This is a genomic window from Hymenobacter arcticus, assembly GCF_054779975.1.
This window is the reverse complement of sequence record NZ_BAAGXF010000012.1, coordinates 116,661-138,884: the sequence shown is the minus strand read 5'-3', so window position 1 is coordinate 138,884 and position 22,224 is coordinate 116,661. Positions and strand designations below refer to the sequence as shown.

The following is a 22,224-nucleotide window of genomic DNA, read 5'->3' as shown; positions in this document are numbered from 1 at the left end:
CTCTTCGCAATCGTTATGAATAAAATAGTATTAGCTACGCTCGGCACGGCCCTGGTGCTGTCGGCGAGCAGCTGCAACAAGGACATCCTGGACGAAAACCCGCAGTCGGTGCTCACCCCCGCTTTCCTGCAAACCGCGCAGGGCGTGGAGGCCGGCGTAACGGGCGTGTACTCGGGCCTGCGCCAGGTGTATGGCAACGACTCGGGCTTCTTCACCACCGAGGCGGGCACCGATGCCTGGACCACCGGCATCTCGGCCAGCAGCGGCCTGAGCGACTACAACACCAACGACCTGACGCCGCTCAACGACGGCTCGCACTCCTTTATCTGGACCGTGTGCTACACCCAGATAAACAACGCCAACGGCGTGCTCAAGTTCGGCCCCAATGCCCAGGGCCTGACCCCGGCCCGCCTCACGCAGCTGCTGGCCGAGGCCAAGCTGCTGCGCGCCAACTACTACTTCGTGCTGGCGCAGGACTTTGGCGACGTGCCGCTGATGCTCGACTTTGTGGATGCGCCCACCACCGACATCACCCGCGCGCCGCTGGCCGATGTGTACACCCAGATTATCAAGGACTTGAACGAGGCGCTGACCAGCATTGCCGACAAGCCCGCCCAGCCCGGTCGCGTTACGCGCGCCACGGCCCTGCACCTGCTGGCCAAGGTGTACCTAACCCGTGCTACCTCCTCGGCCAAGCAGGGCGACGACTACGCCAACGCCGCCAAGTTTGCCAAGGAGCTCATCGACAACCAGGGCCGCTATGGCCTGGGCCTGGAAACCGACCCGAGCACGATATTCACCGAAGGCAACGAGAACGGTAAGGAAGTGATTTTCAACGCCCAGTTCAACGCCGACCCCACGTTCTCGCGCCTCGATGGCTTCAACTTCGGCGGTGAAAACATTGCGGCCTTCAACTTCCGCAGCCGCTACGACAAGCTGCCCAACATGGCCCGCGACGTGAACAACGGCCGCCCCTTTGCCCGCCACGTACCCACGTTCTACCTGCTGGACTCGTACATCCTGAAGGATGCCAACGGCACCGCTCTGGAGTCGGGCAATACGCTGCGCACCACCGACACGCGCTACAACAAGTGGTTTACCACGGTGTACTACGTGAACTCGCCCGGTGCCAACGGGGGTAGCACCCGGGCCGTAACCAACGACACGGCCGTGTGGTACCCCGGCCGCCAGCTGTCGGCGGCCAAGCTGGCCCAGATTGCGGCCCGCTCGCCGCTCACCTACACCGTCATTCAGCCCGACCAGTTCACCACCGAGTATTTCCCGACGCTCAACAAGTTCGACTCGCGTAACCGCACGTCGCTCAACGGCTTCTCGACCCGGCCCAACATCATCTACCGCCTGGCCGATACCTACCTGATGGCCGCCGAAGCCTACTTCTACCTCGGCAATTCGGCCCAGGCCGCTACCTACCTCAACGTGGTGCGCGAGCGCGCCGGGGCCAGCGGCAAAAAAGCCCAGATGGATATCACGGCCAGCCAGGTCACGCTCGACTTCATCCTCGATGAGCGCCTGCGCGAGCTGGCGGGTGAATTCACGCGCTGGTACGACCTCAGGCGCACCGGCCAGCTACTCACCCGCGTGCGCAACACGGCAATTACCCCCGCCATCCGGTCCGTCACCCGCGACGGCTTTACCAAGGGCGGCGTGTACGGCTCCAATGCCGCCATCAACATCAAGGACTTTCACGTGCTACGCCCCGTGCCGCAGACCGAGATTGACCGTACCAACGGCAAAATCACCCAGAACACGGGCTACTAGCCCACCGGTGCCGGCGCTGCCCGGCCGCCCTGCGCGGCCCGGTAGCGCCGGCTTACTGGCTGCCCACTTGCCCTGGCTATTTCAAATACGCCTTTATGTTGACTGTTAAAACATTGATTGGTAAATACTTGGCTGCCGGCCTGCTGGCGCTGAGCGCCCTGGCGGCCCAGGCCCAAAGTAGCCTGCCCCGGCTGGTGAAAGTTGGGCCCAGCACCCAGCTGCTGGTCGATGACAAGCCGTTTCTCATTTTGGGGGGTGAGCTGGGTAACTCCAGTTCCTCCAGCACGGCCTACATGCAGCCCATCTGGCCCAAAGTGAAGGCCATGCACCTGAACACGGTGATTGCGCCCGTGTACTGGGAATTGATGGAGCCCCGGGAAGGCCAGTTCGATTTTAAGTTGATTGACGAGCTGCTGGCCGACGCCCGCAAAAACCAAATGAAGCTGGTGCTACTCTGGTTCGGAGCCTGGAAAAACAGCATGTCGTGCTACGCCCCGGCCTGGGTGAAAACCAACCCCGCCCGCTTTCCGCGCGCCACCGATGCCCAGGGCCGCCCCCAGGAAATCATGTCGCCCTTCGGCCCCGCCAACCTGGAGGCCGATAAAAAAGCCTTCGTGCGCCTCATGGAGCACCTCAAGCAAACCGACCGCGCCCGCACCGTGCTCATGGTGCAGGTCGAGAACGAGATTGGGATGCTGCCCGAAGCCCGCAGCTACGATGCCGCGGCGCAGTCGGCTTTCCGCCAGCCCGTGCCCGACAAGCTGCTCACCCACTTGCAGCGCAACGCCGCCACCCTGCGGCCCGAGTTTGCCGCCCAGTGGCAGCGCCACGGTGCCAAAACCCAGGGCACCTGGACCGAGGTTTTCGGCCCCGGCGTGGCTACCGACGAGATTTTTCAGGCTTGGTACTACGCCAATTTTACCAACGCGCTGGCCGCCGCCGGCAAGGCGGCCTATAACCTGCCCATGTACGTGAACGCGGCGCTCAACTACCGGCCCGACCGCCTGCCCGGCCAGTACCCCAGCGCCGGCCCGCTGCCCCACCTTATGGACGTGTGGGAAGCCGGTGCGCCGGCTATTGACATTCTGGCGCCCGACTACTACAACCCCAATTTCCGCTACTGGTCCGACCTGTACACCCGCAACGGCAAGCCGCTCTTCACGCCCGAAATCGCGTTTGAGCCCGGCGACGACGCCAAGGCGCTCTACGCGTTTGGCCGCTACAACTGCCTCTCCTTTTCGCCCTTTTCCATCGAGTCCACCGACAAGCCCGCGCAGGAGCCCATCGGCAAAGCCTACGATTTATTGCAGCAGGTAACCCCGCTCATCACCAAGTACCAGCCCCAGGGCGCGGTGCGCGGCTTCATGCAAGCCAAAGACTCGGCCGCCGGCCGCACCGTGCTCGGCGACTACCGCTTCACCGTGAAGCACGACAACACCCTGGGCTGGACGCCCGAATCCAAGAAACCCGACTGGCCCCTCACCGGCGGCCTTATCATCAGCGTGGCCCCCGACGAGTTTTACGTGGTTGGCACGGGCCTCGTCATAACCTGCGAGCCCACGGCGGCCGGCAAAAAAGCCGGTTACGTCAGCATCGACGAAGGCCGCTTCGTCAACGGCGTGTGGGCCCCCGGCCGCCGCCTCAACGGCGACCAGGACCACCAGGGCCGCCACATTCGCCTCGAATTAGGAAGCTATGATATTCAGCATGTTAAGCTCTACTCGTACTAGTCAAGCCTGCGCGCTGGCCGCCCTCGGCCTGCTGGCCGCCGCCCCCGTTGCCCAGGCCACCGTGCGCCTGCCCCGGCTGGTGAGCGACGGCCTAGTGTTGCAGCGCGACGCGCCCCTGCGCATCTGGGGCTGGGCCGCCGCGGGCGAAAAAGTAGCGGTGAGCTTTCAGGGCAAAACGTACCGCGCCACGGCCACCGCCAGCGGCCAGTGGCAGGTGCAGCTGCCGGCCCAGAAAGCGGGCGGCCCCTACGAGCTGAAAATCGACGCCAGCAACCACTTGGTGGTGAAAGACGTGCTGGTGGGCGACGTGTGGCTGTGCTCGGGCCAGTCGAACATGGAAACGCCCATGAGCCGCGTGCGCGACAAATACCCGCAGGAAATAGCCCAGGCCAACAACCCGCGCATCCGGCAGTTTGAGGTGCCGCTCACCTACGCCTTCAGCGGCCCCAAGGCCGACCTCACCGGCGGCAGCTGGGTGAGCGCCACCCCGCAGAGCGTGCTCAAGTTCTCGGCCGTGGCGTACTTCTTCGCCAAAGAAATTCAAGGCAAGTACCAGGTACCAGTAGGCATTATCAAAGACGCCGTGGGCGGCTCGCCGGCCGAGGCCTGGCTGAGCGCCGACGCCCTCAAGCAATTCCCGACCTACGAGCAGCAGGGTGCCAAGTACAAAGACAGCACGCTGGTAGCCAGTACCAAGCAGCGCGAAAATGCGGCCGTGGCCGATTGGTATAAGAGCCTGCACCAGGCCGACCAGGGTGAGCAGCCCGGCCAGCCCAAGTGGAGCGCCGCCGGCTACGACGCCACCAACTGGGCCACCATGAACGTGCCCGGCTACTGGGCCACCCAAACGCCCCTGGGCATGGCCAACGGCGTGGTGTGGTTCCGCAAAGAGGTAGAAGTGCCGGCCGCTCTGGTGGGCCAGCCCGCCCGTCTGGAGCTGGGTACGCTGGTCGATGCCGACTCTACCTACCTCAACGGCCAGCTGGTGGGCACCACCGGCTACCAGTACCCGCCGCGCAAGTACGACTTCGGCCCCGGCGTGCTCAAAGCCGGCAAAAACGTAATTACGGTGCGCCTCATCAGCAACAGTGGGCGCGGTGGCTTCACGCCGGGCAAGGAATACCGGCTCGTAGCGGGCGGCCAAACCATCGACCTGAAAGGGGCTTGGCAGTACAAGCTGGGCGCGACTACGCCGCCTACGCCGGGTACCACCACCTTCCAGTACCAGCCGGGCGGGCTCTACAACGGCATGATTGCGCCGGTGCTGCCCTACGCCGTGAAGGGCGTGCTCTGGTACCAGGGCGAAAGCAACGCCGGCCACCCGCAAGACTACCAAGCCCTGCTCACCGGCCTCATCGCCGACTGGCGCACCCAGCTCAAGCAGCCCGCGCTGCCGTTCATCTACGCGCAACTGCCCAACTTCATGGCCGTGAAAAAGGAGCCGAGCGAAAGCGGCTGGGCCGCCCTGCGTGAGGCCCAGCGCCGCACGCTGGCCGTGCCCCACACCGGCATGGCCGTGCTGCTCGACGTGGGCGAGTGGAACGACATTCACCCCCTCGACAAGCAGACGGTGGGCCACCGCCTGGCCCTGGCCGCCGAAAAAGCCGCCTACGGCGATACCAAAGTGGTGGCAGCCGGCCCGCTCTTTCAGTCGGCCCACGCCACCGGCAACAAGGTCACGCTTAACTTCGCCGACCCCGGCAGCAGCCTGGTGGCCAAGGGCGGCGGGCCGCTCACGGGCTTCGCCGTGGCGGGCGCCGACCAGAAATTCGTGTGGGCGCAGGCCCGCATTGAAGGCGATAAAGTGGTGGTGTGGAGCGACCAGGTAACCCAGCCTACCACCGTGCGCTACGCCTGGGCCGACAACCCGGAGGGCGTCAATCTGTACAATAAAGCGGGCCTGCCGGCCTCTTCCTTCCAGGCCGACGCGCTTTAAGCCGCTGCCCGGCGCCAGGGGCGGGCCCGGCTGCCCCCAGTTAACTACTCCTGACTTTCCCCATGAAATACCTTCTCGGCTACGACCTCGGTAGCTCTTCCATCAAAGTTTCGTTGCTCGACATTGCCACCGGTAAGGCAGTCGCGACGGCCATCTCGCCCAAGCAGGAGATGGAAATCAGCGTGCCCCAGGCGGGCTGGGCCGAGCAGCGCCCCGAGCGCTGGTGGCAGGAATGCGTAAACGCCACCGCCGAGCTCAAAGCCGCCTATGGCTTCGACGCGGGCCTGGTAGCTGGCATCGGCATCACGTACCAGATGCACGGCCTCGTGCTGGTAGACCAGGCGGGCCAGGTGCTGCGCCCCGCCATTATCTGGTGCGATAGCCGCGCCGTTGAGCTTGGCAACCAGGCTTTTGCGGAGCTAGGGCAGGAATACTGCCTGGAGAACTTCCTGAACTCACCCGGCAACTTCACCGCCTCCAAGCTGAAGTGGGTGCGCGAAAACGAGCCCGAGATTTACGCCCGGATTCACAAGATTCAGCTGCCCGGCGACTACATCGCCTTCAAGCTCACGGGCCAGTTGCAAACCACCGTCTCGGGCTTGTCGGAAGGTGTATTCTGGAATTTCAAGCAGCAGGCCATCGCCCAGGAGCTGCTGGACTACTACGGCATCAGTGCCGACCTGCTGCCCGAGGTGGTGGATACCTTCTCGGTGCAGGGTCACCTGAGCGCCGAAGCCGCGCACGAGCTGGGCCTGGCGGCGGGCACGCCCATCAGCTACCGGGCCGGCGACCAGCCCAACAACGCCTTTTCGCTCAACGTGTTGAACCCCGGTGAAATCGCGGCCACGGCTGGCACCTCGGGTGTGGTGTACGGCATCACGGAGACCCCGGCCTCGGACCCCGCCTCGCGGGTAAACGCCTTTGTGCACGTCAACCACACGCCCGCGCAGCCCCGCAACGGCGTGCTCATGTGCATGAACGGCACCGGTATTCTCAACAGCTGGCTGCGCAAAATAGTGGGCGAAATGCCGTACGACGAGATGAACCGCCGCGCCGCGCAGGCGCCGGTGGGGGCCGACGGCCTGGTATTCCTGCCCTTCGGCAATGGGGCCGAGCGCATCCTCGAAAACCGCCCCACCGACGCCGAATTGCGTGGCCTGAACTTCAACATTCATAGCCAGGCCCACCTGCTGCGCGCTGCCCAGGAAGGCATCGTGTTCGCCCTGATTTACGGCATGAACATCATGCGTCAGATGGGCGTGCAGGTGCGCACCGTGCGCGCCGGCAACGCCAATATGTTCCTGAGCCCGGTATTCCGGGAAGCCTTCGTGAACGCCGGCGATGTGACCCTGGAGCTCTACAACACCGACGCGGCCCAGGGCGCGGCCCGCGGCGCCGGCATCGGCGCCGGCGTGTACGCCAGCACGGCCGAAGCTTTCGGGGGCCTCGAACGCATTCTCACCGTGGAGCCCACCGCGGCGCTCCGCGACCAGTACCAGAAGGCCTACGCCCATTGGCAGGACGCGCTGCCCAAAAACGAGGTGTCGGTTGCCACTTATTAGTTGTCAGGTCGCGGGCTTTTCTAACTAAACTGCTCTTAGTCCGTGGCCAACGATTAACGCCTGATACCGAACACGCTACAATTAAACTCTCCCCCAACCAATAAATTTTCCTCATGTCTAGCAACACGCTTTCGAAGACTGAATTTTTTACGGGCATCGACACCATTCGGTTCGAAGGCCGTGAATCAGATAACCCCCTGGCTTTTAAGTGGTACGACGAGAACCGCGTGGTAGCTGGCAAAACCATGAAGGACCACCTGCGCTTTGCCACGGCTTACTGGCACACCTTCGTGGGCACCGGCGGCGACCCCTTCGGCCCCGGCACCAAGACCTTTGCCTGGGACTCGCACCACGAAATTGTGGGTCGCGCCAAGGATAAGGCCGATGCCGCGTTTGAGTTCTTCACCAAGCTCGGCACACCCTACTACTGCTTCCACGACGTGGACCTCGTGGACGAAGGCAACTCGCTGGCTGAGTACGAGCGCAACCTGGCCACGGTAGTGGACTACGTGAAGCAGCACCAGCAAGAGAGCGGCGTGAAGCTGCTGTGGGGCACGGCCAACGTGTTCTCCAACCCGCGCTACATGAACGGGGCCAGCACCAACCCCGACTTCCAAGTGGTGGCTCACGCCGGCACGCAGGTCAAGAACGCCATCGACGCGACCATCGCGCTGGGCGGGGAGAACTACGTATTCTGGGGCGGCCGCGAGGGCTACATGACCCTGCTCAACACGGATATGAAGCGGGAGCAGGCCCACATGGCGCGCTTCCTGACCATGGCCCGCGACTACGCGCGGCAGCAGGGCTTTACGGGCAAGTTCTTCATCGAGCCCAAGCCAGCCGAGCCCACCAAGCACCAGTATGATTTTGATGCCGCCACGGTAATTGGCTTCCTCAAGGAGCATGGGCTGGAGCACGACTTCCAGCTGAACCTAGAGGTGAACCACGCCACGCTGGCCGGCCATACCTTCCAGCACGAGTTGCAAGTAGCCGCCGATGCCGGTATGCTGGGCAGCATGGACGCCAACCGGGGCGACTACCAGAACGGCTGGGACACCGACCAGTTTCCCAACAACCTCAACGAGCTGACGGAAAGTATGTTGATTATTCTGGAGGCCGGTGGCATCACGCAGGGCGGTATCAACTTCGACGCCAAAACGCGCCGCAACTCGACCGATTTGGAGGATATCTTCATCGCCCACATTGCGGGCATGGACACCTTCGCCCGCGCCCTGGTGACGGCCGATGCCATCTTGCAAAAGTCGGCGTACAAGAAGTTCCGCACCGAGCGCTACGCCTCCTTCGACTCGGGTGAAGGGGCTGCTTTCGCGAAAGGCCAGCTGACGTTGGAAGACCTGCGCACCATCGCCCACCAATCGGGTGAGCCCCTGCCGAAAAGCGGCAAGCAGGAGTGGCTGGAAGCCATCATCAACCAGTACATCTAAGCCGGTAGCTGATTAGGAAACGCCTCATCCTGCGCTTGTCGAAGCACCTCTTCCGCTTCATTAATCCGTTGCTGATTAACTGAATTATGCGGTAGCGGTGGGCATTCGACAAGCGCAGGATGAGGCGTTTTTAGGCACCAGCAACCAAAAAACGGCCGCCGCCGGCCGCAATGCCAGCCAGTACTGGCCGGCGCACGCCAACTCCATTTTGATGAATTCAGAGGCGGCGCCGTCGGCCTCTTTGACCTCGCTATGTCTATGAAAACCAGCAAACTACTGTCGTACACCGCGTTGGCTGCCATTGCCCTGGGTTTTGGGCCGAAAGCCGCCCCAACCCTGAAAGAGGTATACAAAAAAGATTTCTACGTGGGGGCGGCGCTCAGCTACCGACAGATTGGCGGCCGCGATGCCCAAGGCATGGCCCTGGTAAAGGAGCAGTTCAACACCATCAGCCCGGAAAACCTGCTGAAGTGGGAGGCCGTGCATCCGCAGCCCGACCAGTACAACTTCAAGCCCGCCGACGACTACGTGGCTTTTGGGCATGCGAACAAGATGTTTACCATTGGCCATACGCTGATGTGGCACCAGCAAACACCCAAGTGGGTGTTTGAGGACGCGGCGGGCCAGCCGGCCAGCCGGGAAGTGCTGCTCAAGCGCTTGGAAGACCACATCAATGCGGTAGTGGGCCGTTACAAGGGCAAAATCGCGGGCTGGGACGTGCTCAACGAAGCCATCGACGACCAGCAGGGCGACCTGCGCAAAACCAAATGGCTGGAAATCCTCGGCGAGGACTTTGCCGCCAAGGCGTTTGAGTACGCCCACCAGGCCGACCCCAAAGCCGAGCTTTACTACAACGACTACAGCCTCTACCGCCCCGAAAAGCGGGCGGGCGTCATCAAGCTGGTGAAAAGCCTCCAAGCCAAAGGCATCAAGGTGACGGCCATTGGCATGCAGGGCCACTACGGCCTCACCAAGCCGAGCATCGAGCAGGTGGAAGCCAGTATTGTGGCCTTCTCGCAGCTGGGCGTGCACGTCAATTTTACGGAGCTCGACATCGACGTACTGCCTAACCCCAGCCGCCGCCAGGGGGCCGACATTGCCGAAACCTTCGGGGCCGACGCGAAATACAACGTGTACACCACCGGCCTGCCCGATTCGGTGCAGCAGCAGCTCACTAAGCGCTACGCTGACTTATTCGCCCTTTTCCACAAGCACCGCGACGTCATCGACCGCATCACGCTCTGGGGCGTCACCGACGCCGATTCGTGGCTGAACAACTGGCCCATTCGGGGTCGCACCAGCTACCCCTTGCTATTTGGCCGCGACTACCAGCCCAAGCCCGCTTTTCGGGCGGTAGTGCAAGCGGCCAAGTAACAGGCTTGCTACCAACAACTACTCCGCTATTCCCACCCACGCATTAGCGCCCGCTTCCATGCCTTTTCCATCCACAAGTTGCCGCTCCTTGTTTGGGCCCCTTGCCACGCGCCAGCCGCTGTGGCTGCTGCTGTTGCTCGTGCTCGGCAGTGCCACGGCCCAGGCCCAAACGAAATCGACTCCCAAAAAGGCCGGTGACTTCACCCTGGCCGGCGGCGGCAAAACGGCCGCCATCTATGCCAGCGCCAGTGACTGGCCGGGCGTGCTGCGCGCCGCCAAAGACCTGCAAGCCGATGTGCAGCGCGTGACCAAAATCGAACCGGTTTTCAGCACTAGCCAGCCCGCTGGTCAGGAAATTGTCTTGATTGGCACCCTGGGTAAAAGCCCGCTGATTGACGCGCTAGTGAAGCAGAAGAAACTCGACGCCTCGGCCGTGGCCGGCAAGTGGGAGGTCTTTGTGCGGCAGGTGGTGCAAAACCCCCTGCCGGGCGTGAAGCAAGCGCTGGTGATTGCCGGCAGCGACAAGCGCGGCACCATTTACGGCATCTACGACCTCTCGCAGCAGATTGGCGTGTCGCCCTGGTACTGGTGGGCCGATGTGCCGGTGAAGGCGCAAAGCACCTTGCTGATTCCGGCGGCGCGGCACACGCTGGGCGAGCCCCAGGTGAAATACCGGGGCATTTTCCTGAATGATGAAGCACCCGCGCTGACGGGATGGGCCAAGGAGAAATTCGGCGGCATCAACTCGCAGATGTACGCGCACGTATTCGAGCTAATCCTCCGATTAAAAGGCAATTATCTGTGGCCCGCTATGTGGGGCAACGCCTTCAACGACGACGACAAGCTCAGCCCCGCGATGGCCGACGAGTACGGCATTGTGATGGGCACCTCGCACCACGAGCCCATGCTGCGCGCCCAGCAGGAGTGGAAGCGCTCCGGCCACGGCCCCTGGAACTACCAAACTAATGACACCACCCTGCGCCGCTTTTGGCGCCAGGGCATCCGCCACATGGGCCGCCACGAGAGCATCGTGACCATGGCCATGCGTGGCGACGGCGACGAGCCCATGAGTGAAGGCAGCAACATTGCCCTGCTCGAAAAAATAGTGGCCGACCAGCGCCAGATTCTGGCTGAAGAAACCCACCGGCCCGCCGCGCAGACGCCCCAGCTCTGGGCGCTCTACAAGGAGGTGCAGGACTACTACGACAAGGGCATGCGCGTGCCCGACGACGTGACTCTGCTGCTGTGCGACGACAACTGGGGTAACCTGCGCAAGCTGCCCAAGCTCACCGACAAGCCCCGCCGGGGCGGCTACGGCATCTATTACCACTTCGACTACGTGGGCGGGCCGCGCAGCTACCGGTGGCTGAACACCAATCCGCTGCCGCGGGTGTGGGAGCAACTGCACCTGGCGCACGAAAACGGCGTCAACCAGATTTGGATAGTGAACGTGGGTGACCTCAAGCCGATGGAGTTGCCCATCTCGTTCTTCCTGGACTACGCCTGGAACCCCGACAACATTAAGGCCGACCAGGTGGCGGCCTACACCCAGCGCTGGGCGGCCCAGCAATTCGGCCCAAAATACGCCGTCGATATTGCTGATATCCTGGCCAAATATGCCAAGTACAACAGCCGCCGCAAGCCCGAGTTAATCGACGCTAATACCTATAGCCTAACCACCGGCGAATGGGCGACAGTAGTTTCCGAATACAACCAACTACTGGTGCGCGCCGAGGCCATCAACCAAAAGCTACCGGTGGCTGACCATGACGCCTATTACGAGTTGGTGCTGCACCCGGTGCAAGCCTGCGCCAACCTCAACGAGATGTACTACACGGTGGCCCTAAATCGGGAAGCTGCCAAAACCAACCAGCCCAACACCAATGCGCTGGCCGAAAAGGCCCGGGGACTATTTGCTAAGGACGCGGAAATTAAAAACCGCTACCACGCCGTAGCTGGCGGCAAATGGAACCACCTGATGGACCAAATGCACATCGGCTACACCTCCTGGCACGATGAGCCCAAGGATATCATGCCCGAAGTGGTGACCCTAGCCGCCGGCGTCGCGCCGACAACGGCCTCTGCCCCGGCGCAGCCCTCCACTGGCGCTTATGTGTCGATTGAAGCTGAGCACTATACCCAGGCCATCAATGCGGGTCCCATTACCTGGCAGCGCCTGCCCGACCTGGGCCGCACGCTGGGGGCCGTCATGGCGCTCCCCACCACAGCCGCGCCTACGGCCACGCCGGGCGGGGCTAGCCCCCACCTGGAGTATCGCCTCAACCTGACCCAGGCCGGCCCCGTGACAGTAAGCGCCTACCTGGCCCCGACCCTGGACTTCACCACCACCACTGGCCTGCGCTACGCCGTATCGCTGGACGACGAAGCGCCGCAGGTTATCAACCTGCACACCGGCATGAAGGCTGGCGAGGGCAACCGACTCTGGCAACAGGCAGTAGCCGAAAGCATTATCCTCAAAACGTCGCAGCACCGCGTAGCGGCGGCGGGCGCGCACGTGCTCAAGTTCTGGCGCGTGGATCCCGGCGTGGTGCTCGAAAAGCTGGTGGTGAGCCAGGGCAACGTGCCCGCCACCTACCTCGGCCCGCCCGAGACTACTCCTGCCAAAGCCGCCGCCCCCGCTACCAGCAAGGGCAGCGTGGGCAGCTGGTAAATGCTGGTCAAGAAAGTCCATTGAACGCTAGGCTTCGGCAAGTTCAGTATGGCGTTATAATGGTTTGTTAATAAGATAGTTGCATTCTTTTTCCGCCCGTATGAAACTCGCGAAAACCCTGCTTGGGGTGCTGCTCGTGGCCGTTACCAGCGCCCAGCGGCCCCCAGCCGAGCAATTTCCTTTTCAAAACCCCGACCTGCCGATTGACCAGCGCGTCGATGACCTGGTGGGCCGCCTCACGCTGGCCGAAAAGGTGTCGCAGATGCTTAATTCCTCGCCGGCCATCGACCGGCTGAGTATTCCGGCCTACAACTGGTGGAACGAGGCCCTGCACGGCGTGGCCCGTACGGGCCTGAAAACCACGGTGTTCCCGCAGGCCATCGGTATGGCCGCTACGTTTGATAAGGACGCGCTGCTGACGATGGCTACCATGACCTCCGACGAGGCGCGGGCGGTGCACCAGGAGTACGTGCGTCGCGGCGAACGCGGTATCTACCAAGGACTTACCTTCTGGACGCCCAATATCAACATCTTCCGTGACCCGCGGTGGGGCAGGGGCCAGGAAACCTACGGCGAAGACCCTTACCTGACCGGCCAGTTGGGCTCGGCGCTGGTGAAGGGCTTCCAGGGCGACGACCCGAAGTACCTGAAAATCACGGCGTGCGCCAAGCACTTTGCCGTGCACAGCGGCCCCGAATCGTCGCGCCACGAGTACAACGCCCAAATCAGCGATTACGACCTGTGGGACACGTACTTACCCGCTTTTCGCGACCTGATTGTGGACGCTAAAGTGGCCGGCGTGATGTGCGCCTACAACGCCTACGCCGGCCAGCCCTGCTGCGGCAGCGACATGCTGATGAATGACATTCTCTACAAGAAATGGCAGTTTAAGGGCTACGTCACATCCGACTGCGACGGCATCAACGACTTCTGGCAGCACCATAAAACGGACCCCGACGCGGCCACCGCCGCTGCCAACGCCGTGCTGCACGGCACCGACATTGAGTGCGCCACGGGCAAGCTGTCCACGTACAGCTCGCTGCTGGAATCGGTGCAGAAAAAGCTCATCACCGAGCAGCAGCTCAACGTGTCGGTGAAGCGGCTCTACAAAATCCGGTTTCAGCTGGGCATGTTCGACCCCGTGGAGCGCGTGAAGTACGCCCGGATTCCGCTGAGCGTGGTGGAAAGCGCCCCGCACCAGGCCCACGCCTTGAAAATGGCCCGCGAGTCGGTGGTGCTGCTCAAGAATGAAAAGAACACCTTGCCGCTGCGCAAAGACCTGAAAAAGATTGTGGTGCTCGGCCCCAATGCCGATAACGAAAGCGTGCAGCTGGGCAACTACAACGGCTTCCCCACCGACATCGTGACGCCGCTCGAAGGCATCCGGGCCAAGGTGGGGGCGGGCACCACGGTGGAGTACCTGCAAGGCGTGGACTACGCCAGCAACACGGTGTACGAGCCGCTGGATATCAATAAAAACCTGACCCATAACGGCCAGCCGGGCTTCCGGGCCGAGTATTTCAAAGGCCCCGACCTGGCGGGCGCGCCCGTAGCCACGCGCCAGGAAGCCGGCCTCGACCGCTACTTGGCCAATGTGCAGCTGGAGGTGGCGCCCGGCCTGAAAGCCGAAAATTTCTCGGCCCGCTACCTGGCCACTTTCACGCCCGCCGCCACCGAGGAGCTGGCCCTGCAAATCTCCGGCGACGACGGCTACCGGCTGTTTGTGAACGACCAGCTGGCGCTCGATGCCTGGCAGGGGCGCGGCTTCTCCACCAACCAGCACGTGCTGCACGTGACGGCCGGGCAGCCGCTAACCCTGCGCCTGGAGTACCGCCAGTACGACCGCCGCACCATCCTCAAGCTCACCGGGGCCCGCGTGGTGCCCATGAACGCCGCCAACATCCTGGCGCGGGTGAAGGATGCCGACGCGCTCATTTTTGTGGGGGGCATTTCGCCTAAGCTGGAAGGCGAGGAAATGAACGTGAAAGTGCCCGGCTTTAGTGGCGGCGACCGTACCACCATCGGCCTGCCCCAGGTGCAAACCGACCTGCTGAAGGTGCTGCACAGCTCGGGCAAGCCCGTGGTGCTGGCCCTGATGACGGGCAGCGCCCTGGGTACGCCCTGGGAGGCCGCCAACCTGCCGGCCATCGTGAACAGCTGGTACGGCGGGCAGGCCGCCGGCACGGCCCTGGCCGACGTGCTGTTTGGCGACTACAACCCCGCCGGCCGCCTGCCGGTGACGTTCTACAAGTCGGAAACCCAACTGCCGGCCTTCGACGACTACAGCATGGCCGGCCGCACCTACCGCTACTTCACCGGCGAGCCGCTCTTCGCCTTCGGCCACGGCCTGAGCTACACCACCTTCAAATACAGCAACTTAAAAGTGCTCTCGAAGCCCGCTACCGGCCAGCCCCTATCGGTAAGCGTGCAGGTGCAGAACACCGGCGCGCGCGCCGGCGACGAAGTGGTGCAGCTCTACGTGCGCCACCCGGCAGCCACGAGCCGCGTGGCCCGGCACGCCCTCGAAGGCTTCCGGCGCCTCAACCTCAAAGCCGGCGAAACCAGGACCGTGCAATTTCAGCTCACGCCCCGGCAGCTCTCGCAGCTCGATGCCAAGGCCCAGCGTGCGGAGCTGCCCGGCCGCGTGCAGGTATTTGTGGGCGGCAGCCAGCCGCTCGCCCCCGCCGTGGCCGCCGGCCGGGTGCTGCAAACCAATGTGCAGCTAACGGGCAGCCGCGTGGCAATCAATTGATTGAGCTGGTGTCCTTCACCATATTTGGTAAGGCACGGTAGCCCGTCCTGTTGCGTGCAGCAGGGCGGGCTACCGTACCAAACCGCCACCCGAAAAGTACTCAACCTACTACATACCAACTTCTTATCCGCATGAAACGAGTGAAACTGAACTGGCTGCTACCCGCCTTACTGCTTACCCCCTTTGCCCTGTTTGCACAACCGATTGAGTTGGTAAATCCCATTATGACGGGCTTCTACCCCGACCCGAGCATTGTAAAGGTAGGCCCTGATTATTATCTGGTTAACTCCACGTTTGCTTACTTCCCCGGCATCCCGGTAATGCACAGTAAGGACCTCAAAAACTGGAAGCAGGTAGGCAACGTGATAGACCGCCCCGCGCAGATGAACTTCCTGGGCGACCGCATGACGCGGGGGCTGTTTGCGCCGGCTATCGAGCACCACAATGGCACGTTTTACGTCACCTGCACGCTCATCGACCACAAGGGTAACTTCGTGGTGACGGCCAAAAACCCCGCCGGGCCGTGGAGCAACCCCACTTTTTTGCCCGAGGTGCGGGGCATCGACCCTTCGCTGTACTTTGAAGGCAACAAGGCCTACGTCATCTACAACAGCGACCCGCCCGACAACAAGCCACTCTACGAAGGCCACCGCTCCATCAAAATTATCGAGCTGAACCCGAGCACGTTGCAGACGGTGGGCGAGGCCAAAATAGTGGTAAATGGCGGGGTGGACCTCAGCAAGAAGCCCATCTGGATTGAGGGCCCCCACCTGATGAAGCGGGGCGACTGGTACTACCTCTACGCGGCCGAAGGCGGCACCTCGGTCAACCACACGGAGGTCGTGTTTCGCAGCAAAGCGGCGCTGGGGCCGTTTGTGCCCTACGAAAACAACCCAATCCTCTCGCAGCGCGAGTTGCCCCGCGACCGCAAAGACCCCATCACCTCGGCGGGCCACGCGCAGTTCGTGGAAGGGCCGGATGGTAAGACGTACGCCATTTTCCTGGCCGTGCGGCCTTACGAGGGTAACTACTATAACACTGGCCGCGAGACGTTTATCACACCGATAGTTTGGAAAAACGACTGGCCCGTGATGAACCCCGGCTCCAACGGCGTGCAGTACAGCTACCGGGCCAACTTCCCCGAGGTGAAGCAGCCCGGCGCGCTGCCTCAGAGCGGCAACTTTGCCTACACCCTCACCTTCGAGAAGCAGCTGGACCTCGCGCTGCTGTTTTTGCGCACGGTGGACAGCACTAATTTTTCTTTGAGCAAAGCCAAGGGCCTCGCCCTGAAGCTGAAGCCCGAAACGTGCGCCGAAACGGGCAACCCGGCCTTCATCGGCAAGCGGCAGCAGCACCTGTACGGCAGCGCCGAAACCGAGCTGACGTTTGCGGCCAAGGCAGCAAATGAAACAGCCGGTCTGGTGGCTTTTCAGGATGAAAAACACTTTTACTACCTCTGCAAATCGGTGGAGAACGGCAAGCCCGTCGTCCAGCTTTTCAAGAGTACCGCCGACGCCAAGGCCCCGGAGCTGCTGGCCAAGGCCCCGCTAAAAGCGGCGGCCGGCAAGGTGCAGCTGCGCATAAACGCCGACGGCGACACGTACAGCTTCCGCTTTTCGGAGGATGGCAAAACGTATAATGTATTGAAGGACAAGGTGGATGCGCGCTTCCTGAGCACGCAGACCGCGGGTGGCTTCATCGGCTGCCTGTACGGCATGTATGGCACCTCGGCCGGGCAGCCCACTACCAACACGGCCTCCTTTAAGTGGCTGAAATACGAAGGGCACGACCCCGTGTATAAAAAATAGTACCTGCGGGCAGCTGCCCGGTACGCGTAGGCCGCGGGCCCGGTAGTTACCCAGAATGCTAACGCTAAATACTTCAACAAAAGCAACTTATGAAATGCTGCTCAAGCTTGCTGCACGCTGGCCGGCACCTGGCGTTGCTGCTTGGCTTGCTGTACGCCGGCCAGGGTAGCGTAGCCGCCCAGCGCGCCCCAAAACCGAAGCCCGCTAGCCAGCAAGGCGCGTTTTATACCGGCAAGTACCCTAACCTGCTCCGGGAAGCGGGTTACAGTCAGGCCGCCATCGACCAGAAGTTGGCCCAGGCCTACCACGACGTGTTTGAGGGGCCCGATAAGGTGTACTTCGAGGTGGGCGATTCGATGGCTTACGTGTCGGACATAAAAAACCACGACGCCCGCACTGAGGGGCTTTCGTATGGGATGATGGTGGCCGTGCAGCTCGACAAGAAGGCGGTGTTTGACCGGCTGTGGCGCTGGTCGAAGAAGAACTTGCAGTATCAGGATGGGCCGCTGGCGGGCTACTTCGCCTGGAGTTTCAGCACTACTACGATGAAGCTTAATTCGGAGGGTCCCGCTTCGGATGGCGAGTTGTATTTCGTTACTAGCCTGCTGTTTGCCTCCAACCGCTGGGGCAATGCTACCGGCCTCAACTACTACCAGGAGGCGCGCCACATCCTGGATGCGATGTGGCAGAAAGATGGCACCGGCGGCGTGCGCAACCTGCTGAATACCGAGCACAAGCAGATAACCTTCGTGCCGATGGGGGATATGTACAACTGGACCGACCCGTCGTACCACCTGCCCGCCTTTATGGAGGTGTGGGCCGCGTACGCGAAGGACGGGCACGAGCCGTTTTACCGGGCCTGCGCCGATTCGTCGCGGGCGTACCTGCACCGGGCCTGCGCCGCGCCCACGGGCCTCAACTACGACTACACCGAGTTTAGCGGTAAGCCCCACGCCACCAAGTGGGCGCCGCCCGCTTTTCGCTACGATTCGTGGCGGGTGCCCATGAACGTTGCCATGGACTACGTGTGGTTTGGCAAGGATAAAGCCTGGCAACAGCAGTATGCGCGGCGTTTTCAGGGTTTTTTGCGCGGCAAGGGCTTAGCCACCTTCGAGGACCAGTTTAACGTGGATGGCACGCGGCCCGACTTCATTCTGCCCGCCGGCAACGTGAAGAAGCTGCGGCATTCGCTGGGCCTGGTATCCACCAGCGCGGCGGCCTCCCTCATGGGGCAAGACCCGCAGCTGGCCTTTGTGCACGCCCTCTGGAACGCCAAGCTGGCATCCTACAAAGATGGCTATTTCGACCCCTACTACGACGGCCTCCTGTACCTGTTCAGCCTGATGCACCTGAGTGGGAAGTACCAGGCCATCAAGCCCTCGGCCCACTAAATCGCAACTCTATGACGACTACTCAACTGCTGGCTGGTAGCCGCAAAAGCGCTTTGGTGCTGGGGCTGCTAGTGGCCCCGGCCGCGGCCATTCCGGTGGCGGCGCAGGCCCCGCCGGTGCAGCGGGCTGAGAACCCGCTTATCTACGCCGACGTGCCGGATATGTCGATGATTCGGGTGGGCAACACCTACTACATGAGCAGCACCACGATGCACATGAGCCCCGGCGTACCGATTATGAAATCGACCGACCTCGTGAACTGGCAGCTGGTGAGCTACGCCTCCCAGACCCTGGGCAGCCCCGATGAGCTGGCGCTCACCAACGGCAAAAGCACCTACGGCCGCGGCTCGTGGGCGAGCAGCCTGCGCCTGCACAACGGCACGTACTACGTGAGCACCTTCGCCCAGACCACCGGCAAAACCTACATCTACTCGACCAAAAACATCGAAAAGGGCCCCTGGAAGGAGGTATCGTTCAAGCCCAGCTACCACGACCATTCGCTGTTTTTTGACGACGACGGCCGCGTGTACTTGGTGTACGGCGCGGGCAAGCTGCGCCTGCTGGAGCTTACGGCCGATGCCTCGGGCGTGAAGCCCGGCACCACCGAGCAAGTGCTGATTGAAAACGCCAGCGCGCCCGCCGGCCCCGACATTAACCTGCAAGCCGAGGGCTCGCAGCTCTTCAAAATCAAGGGTAAATACTACCTGTTCAACATCGTATGGCCCAAGAACGGGATGCGCACCGTGGTGGTGCACCGGGCCGACAAGCTCACGGGCCCCTACGAGGGCCGCCTGGCGCTGCAAGACCAGGGCGTGGCGCAGGGCGGCCTCATCGACACGCCCGACGGCCGGTGGTTTGCCTACTTATTCCGCGATTTTGGGTCCGTGGGCCGCATTCCCTACCTGGTGCCGGTGACCTGGGCCGACGGCTGGCCCGTGCTGGGCGACCCGGCCGGCCAGGTGCCCGAAACCCTTGCCCTGCCCCCCAACCAGCGCCTCATCCCCGGCCTCGTGGCCTCCGACGAGTTTGCGCGCCGGCCGGGCGAGCCCGCCCTGCCGCTGGTCTGGCAGTGGAACCACAACCCCGTTAATAGCCTCTGGTCGGTGCAGGAGCGCCCCGGCTTCCTGCGCCTGAAAACCAACCGCGAGGACACCACCTTTCTGCTGGCCCGCAACACCCTCACGCAGCGCACCATCGGCCCCGTGTGCGCCGGTAGCACCGCCCTGGATGTGTCGCACCTCAAGGAAGGTGATTTTGCCGGCCTGGCCCTGCTGCAAAAGCGCTACGGCCAGGTGGGCGTGGACTACCGCAACGGCGTAAAATCCATCGTAATGGTGAGCGCTGAATCGGAAAAGCCCGTGGAAATGGCGCGCATCCCGCTCACCCAAAGCACGGTGTACTTCAAGGCTACCTGCGATTTCATCGACCGCCAGGACCGGGCCATGTTCTTCTACAGCCTCGACGGGAAGTTCTGGAAGCCCATTGGCGGCCCCCTCAAAATGGCCTACACGCTGCCGCACTTCATCGGTTACCGGTTCGGCCTGTTCAACTACGCCACCAAAACGCCGGGCGGCTACGCCGATTTCGATTATTTCCACATCGCCGATACGATAGTGGGAGGGAAGTGAGGCCGTCATGCCCATCTGGCGTCCACGCAGTGAAGCAGCCCTGCCGCTTCGTTGCAACGGCGCGACCGGTTCGCCTCACGAGACCCCTATGGGGCCGGCCCCATAGGGGTCTCGTGAGGCGAACCGTTGAACTGTCAATGATGACCGAATACTTAGCAAAAGCCTTTTGTCTGACTTCCCGACCAAAAAACAACCCCATGACCCTTCGTAAACTGCCGTATCTCCTGAGCTTGCTCGCGCTCCTTTGGGCGGGCACCGCCAGGGCTCAAAACCCCTTAATTACCAACCAATTCACCGCCGACCCATCGGCGCGGGTGTTCAACGGCCGGGTGTACGTGTACCCGTCGCACGATATTGTGGCTACCCCAGGGCACGGGCGCGTCGGGTGGTTTTGTATGGAGGACTACCACGTGTTTTCCTCCGCCAACCTCACCGACTGGACCGACCACGGCGTGATGGTGACCCAAAACAAGGTGCCCTGGGTGAAGCCCGACAGCTACAGCATGTGGGCCCCCGACTGCGTATTTCGTAACGGCAAGTACTTCTTCTACTTCCCTACTACCCCGCGCGATACCGCTAGCAGCAAAGGCTTTACGGTGGGGGTGGCCGTGGCCGACCAGCCCATGGGCCCCTTCGTGTCGCAGCCACTACCTATCAAGGGCGTGCGCGGCATCGACCCCAACGTGTTCATCGACAAGGACGGGCAGGCCTACCTGTATTGGTCGCAGGGCAACCTCTACGGGGCCAAGCTGAAGGAGAACATGCTGGAGCTGGCCTCCGAGCCCAAAACGCTGGGCGAGCTGCCCACCAAAGGCCTGAAAGAAGGGCCCTATCTATTCGAGCGCAACGGCACCTACTACCTCACTTACCCGCACGTGGAGAACAAAATTGAGCGCTTAGAATACGCCACCGGCACCAGCCCCCTAGGTCCGTTTAAGGTGCAGGGGGTGATTATGGACGAGTTTACGGGCTGCTGGACCAACCACCACTCCATTATCGATTTCAAGAACCAGTGGTACCTGTTCTACCACCACAACGACCTGTCGCCGAAGTTCGACAAAAGCCGCTCCATTCGCCTGGATAGCCTGTTTTTTGAGCCCAACGGGAACATCCGCAAAGTGGTGCCTACCCTACGCGGCGCAGGCCTGACCGATGCCCGGCAGAAAATCCAGCTCGACCGCTATAGCCGCCTCAGCAGCAGTGGCGCGGCCATCGCCTTCCTGGATACGGCGAACACCTTCCAGGGCTGGAAAACCGATTTTGCCAGCAGCCAGGGTTGGGTGCAGTACAATGGCGTAGCCTTCGGCAAAAAGGCCCTTAAGACCGTGACGCTGCGCGTGCAGGCCGCCGCCGGGGCCACCGTGCAGCTGCGCGCCGACGGGCCCACCGGCCCCGTGCTGGCCGTGGTCACGGTGCCCAAGGGCAGCCAGTGGCAGGAGGTAAAAGCGCCGCTAAGTGCCTTCCGGCCCGGCACGCACACGCTGCTCGTGGCCCCTAAAACCAATGCGCCCGTGGCGATTGACTGGGTGCGGTTTGAGTGAGCAGCGGCGCGGGGAAACCTAACGGGCACCTCACCCCCTAGCCCCAGAGCTGTTAAGTTCTCGCGTTTCGCCCTCCACGTAACCTCACCCCCTAGCCCCCTCTCCCGTGGAGAGGGGGGACTAGTTTTTAGTTTTAGCCTTGATTACTAGATTTTTAGAACTAGAGCTAGTTCCCCCTCTCCACGGGAGAGGGGGCTAGGGGGTGAGGTCACGTGGAGGGCGAAACGCGAGAACTTAACAGCTCTGCCCCCTAGCACCCTCTCCACAAAAGAGGGGGCACTACCTGCCTTTCTTTCCGTAGCTGGGTGACTGCTTCCCGCAGCTAGACCGTGCGCCAGGTGAGCTGCGGCCGCGTGGCGCTGTCGCTCTGCTAAACCAACGTGGCCCAGCATCCGGCGCGGGCCGCGTCGGTACTTAGGCTAGCCCAAAAGAAGCTTTTAATGACCTGGCAAATCTCAGTACCGTAGAACCTACGCTCACCTGGCAGGCGCAGCAGTAAGAGCTGTATGGCAACTGGCAGCAACTGCGGGCCCGCGAAACTTGACCGGTGGAATTGCTACTGGCTTAGCTGCGTAGGTGTTCGCCTCACCCACTGACTCCCGTTCCG

The 22,224-nt window shown here is 62.4% G+C and carries 12 protein-coding genes; all 12 read left to right on the top strand.

Annotation, left to right across the window (positions count from 1 at the left end):
- Positions 1 to 15 precede the first annotated feature (15 nt).
- The 12 genes from ACYVGC_RS18375 (at position 16) to ACYVGC_RS18320 (ending at position 21,617) form a co-directional block, all read left to right on the top strand.
- Positions 16 to 1,779: a RagB/SusD family nutrient uptake outer membrane protein gene (locus ACYVGC_RS18375; protein ID WP_460585310.1), complete on the top strand. Its 1,764-nt coding sequence runs from the start codon at positions 16 to 18 to the stop codon at positions 1,777 to 1,779.
- Positions 1,780 to 1,874: 95 nt separating this feature from the next.
- The gene (locus ACYVGC_RS18370; RefSeq protein WP_460585309.1) at positions 1,875 to 3,509 is read left to right on the top strand and encodes a GH35 family beta-galactosidase; all 1,635 of its coding nucleotides are present in this window, start codon (positions 1,875 to 1,877) and stop codon (positions 3,507 to 3,509) included.
- Positions 3,487 to 5,445 (top strand): sialate O-acetylesterase, encoded by a 1,959-nt coding sequence (locus ACYVGC_RS18365; protein WP_460585308.1) that lies wholly within the window; start codon positions 3,487 to 3,489, stop codon positions 5,443 to 5,445. The genes ACYVGC_RS18370 and ACYVGC_RS18365 overlap by 23 nt, the downstream gene beginning before the upstream one ends.
- 62 nt (positions 5,446 to 5,507) lie before the next feature.
- Positions 5,508 to 7,007, top strand: a complete 1,500-nt coding sequence (locus tag ACYVGC_RS18360) for a xylulokinase (RefSeq protein ID WP_460585307.1) — start codon at positions 5,508 to 5,510, stop codon at positions 7,005 to 7,007.
- Positions 7,008 to 7,120: 113 nt separating this feature from the next.
- On the top strand, positions 7,121 to 8,452 hold the full coding sequence (xylA, locus tag ACYVGC_RS18355; RefSeq protein ID WP_460585306.1) for a xylose isomerase: 1,332 nt from the start codon (positions 7,121 to 7,123) through the stop codon (positions 8,450 to 8,452).
- Between the two features lie 258 nt (positions 8,453 to 8,710).
- Positions 8,711 to 9,826: an endo-1,4-beta-xylanase gene (locus ACYVGC_RS18350; protein WP_460585305.1), complete on the top strand. Its 1,116-nt coding sequence runs from the start codon at positions 8,711 to 8,713 to the stop codon at positions 9,824 to 9,826.
- Positions 9,827 to 9,914: 88 nt separating this feature from the next.
- A complete protein-coding gene (locus tag ACYVGC_RS18345) occupies positions 9,915 to 12,497 on the top strand; it encodes a glycosyl hydrolase 115 family protein (protein WP_460585304.1) in 2,583 nt (860 codons plus the stop codon).
- Between the two features lie 100 nt (positions 12,498 to 12,597).
- A complete protein-coding gene (locus ACYVGC_RS18340) occupies positions 12,598 to 15,249 on the top strand; it encodes a glycoside hydrolase family 3 protein (RefSeq protein WP_460585303.1) in 2,652 nt (883 codons plus the stop codon).
- 131 nt (positions 15,250 to 15,380) lie between these two features.
- Complete coding sequence (locus ACYVGC_RS18335; protein ID WP_460585302.1) at positions 15,381 to 17,057, top strand: glycoside hydrolase family 43 protein; 1,677 nt, start codon at positions 15,381 to 15,383, stop codon at positions 17,055 to 17,057.
- 89 nt (positions 17,058 to 17,146) lie between these two features.
- The gene (locus ACYVGC_RS18330) at positions 17,147 to 18,448 is read left to right on the top strand and encodes a glycosyl hydrolase family 8 (RefSeq protein ID WP_460585301.1); all 1,302 of its coding nucleotides are present in this window, start codon (positions 17,147 to 17,149) and stop codon (positions 18,446 to 18,448) included.
- A gap of 11 nt (positions 18,449 to 18,459) precedes the next feature.
- Entirely contained in the window at positions 18,460 to 20,076 is a 1,617-nt protein-coding gene (locus ACYVGC_RS18325) for a glycoside hydrolase family 43 protein (RefSeq protein ID WP_460585300.1), read from the top strand.
- A 197-nt stretch (positions 20,077 to 20,273) separates the two neighbouring features.
- Positions 20,274 to 21,617 carry a family 43 glycosylhydrolase gene (locus ACYVGC_RS18320; protein ID WP_460585299.1) on the top strand — a complete coding sequence of 448 codons (1,344 nt, stop codon included), beginning with the start codon at positions 20,274 to 20,276 and terminating at the stop codon, positions 21,615 to 21,617.
- The last annotated feature ends 607 nt before the right edge of the window (positions 21,618 to 22,224 follow it).

Excerpts from the sequence above, each read along its gene's own strand:
- ACYVGC_RS18375 (WP_460585310.1), top strand. The coding sequence starts at position 16 with ATGAATAAAATAGTATTAGCTACGCTCGGCACGGCCCTGGTGCTGTCG.
- ACYVGC_RS18370 (WP_460585309.1), top strand. The coding sequence starts at position 1,875 with ATGTTGACTGTTAAAACATTGATTGGTAAATACTTGGCTGCCGGCCTG.
- ACYVGC_RS18365 (WP_460585308.1), top strand. The coding sequence starts at position 3,487 with ATGTTAAGCTCTACTCGTACTAGTCAAGCCTGCGCGCTGGCCGCCCTC.
- ACYVGC_RS18360 (WP_460585307.1), top strand. The coding sequence starts at position 5,508 with ATGAAATACCTTCTCGGCTACGACCTCGGTAGCTCTTCCATCAAAGTT.
- xylA (WP_460585306.1), top strand. The coding sequence starts at position 7,121 with ATGTCTAGCAACACGCTTTCGAAGACTGAATTTTTTACGGGCATCGAC.
- ACYVGC_RS18350 (WP_460585305.1), top strand. The coding sequence starts at position 8,711 with ATGAAAACCAGCAAACTACTGTCGTACACCGCGTTGGCTGCCATTGCC.
- ACYVGC_RS18340 (WP_460585303.1), top strand. The coding sequence starts at position 12,598 with ATGAAACTCGCGAAAACCCTGCTTGGGGTGCTGCTCGTGGCCGTTACC.
- ACYVGC_RS18335 (WP_460585302.1), top strand. The coding sequence starts at position 15,381 with ATGAAACGAGTGAAACTGAACTGGCTGCTACCCGCCTTACTGCTTACC.
- ACYVGC_RS18330 (WP_460585301.1), top strand. The coding sequence starts at position 17,147 with ATGAAATGCTGCTCAAGCTTGCTGCACGCTGGCCGGCACCTGGCGTTG.
- ACYVGC_RS18325 (WP_460585300.1), top strand. The coding sequence starts at position 18,460 with ATGACGACTACTCAACTGCTGGCTGGTAGCCGCAAAAGCGCTTTGGTG.
- ACYVGC_RS18320 (WP_460585299.1), top strand. The coding sequence starts at position 20,274 with ATGACCCTTCGTAAACTGCCGTATCTCCTGAGCTTGCTCGCGCTCCTT.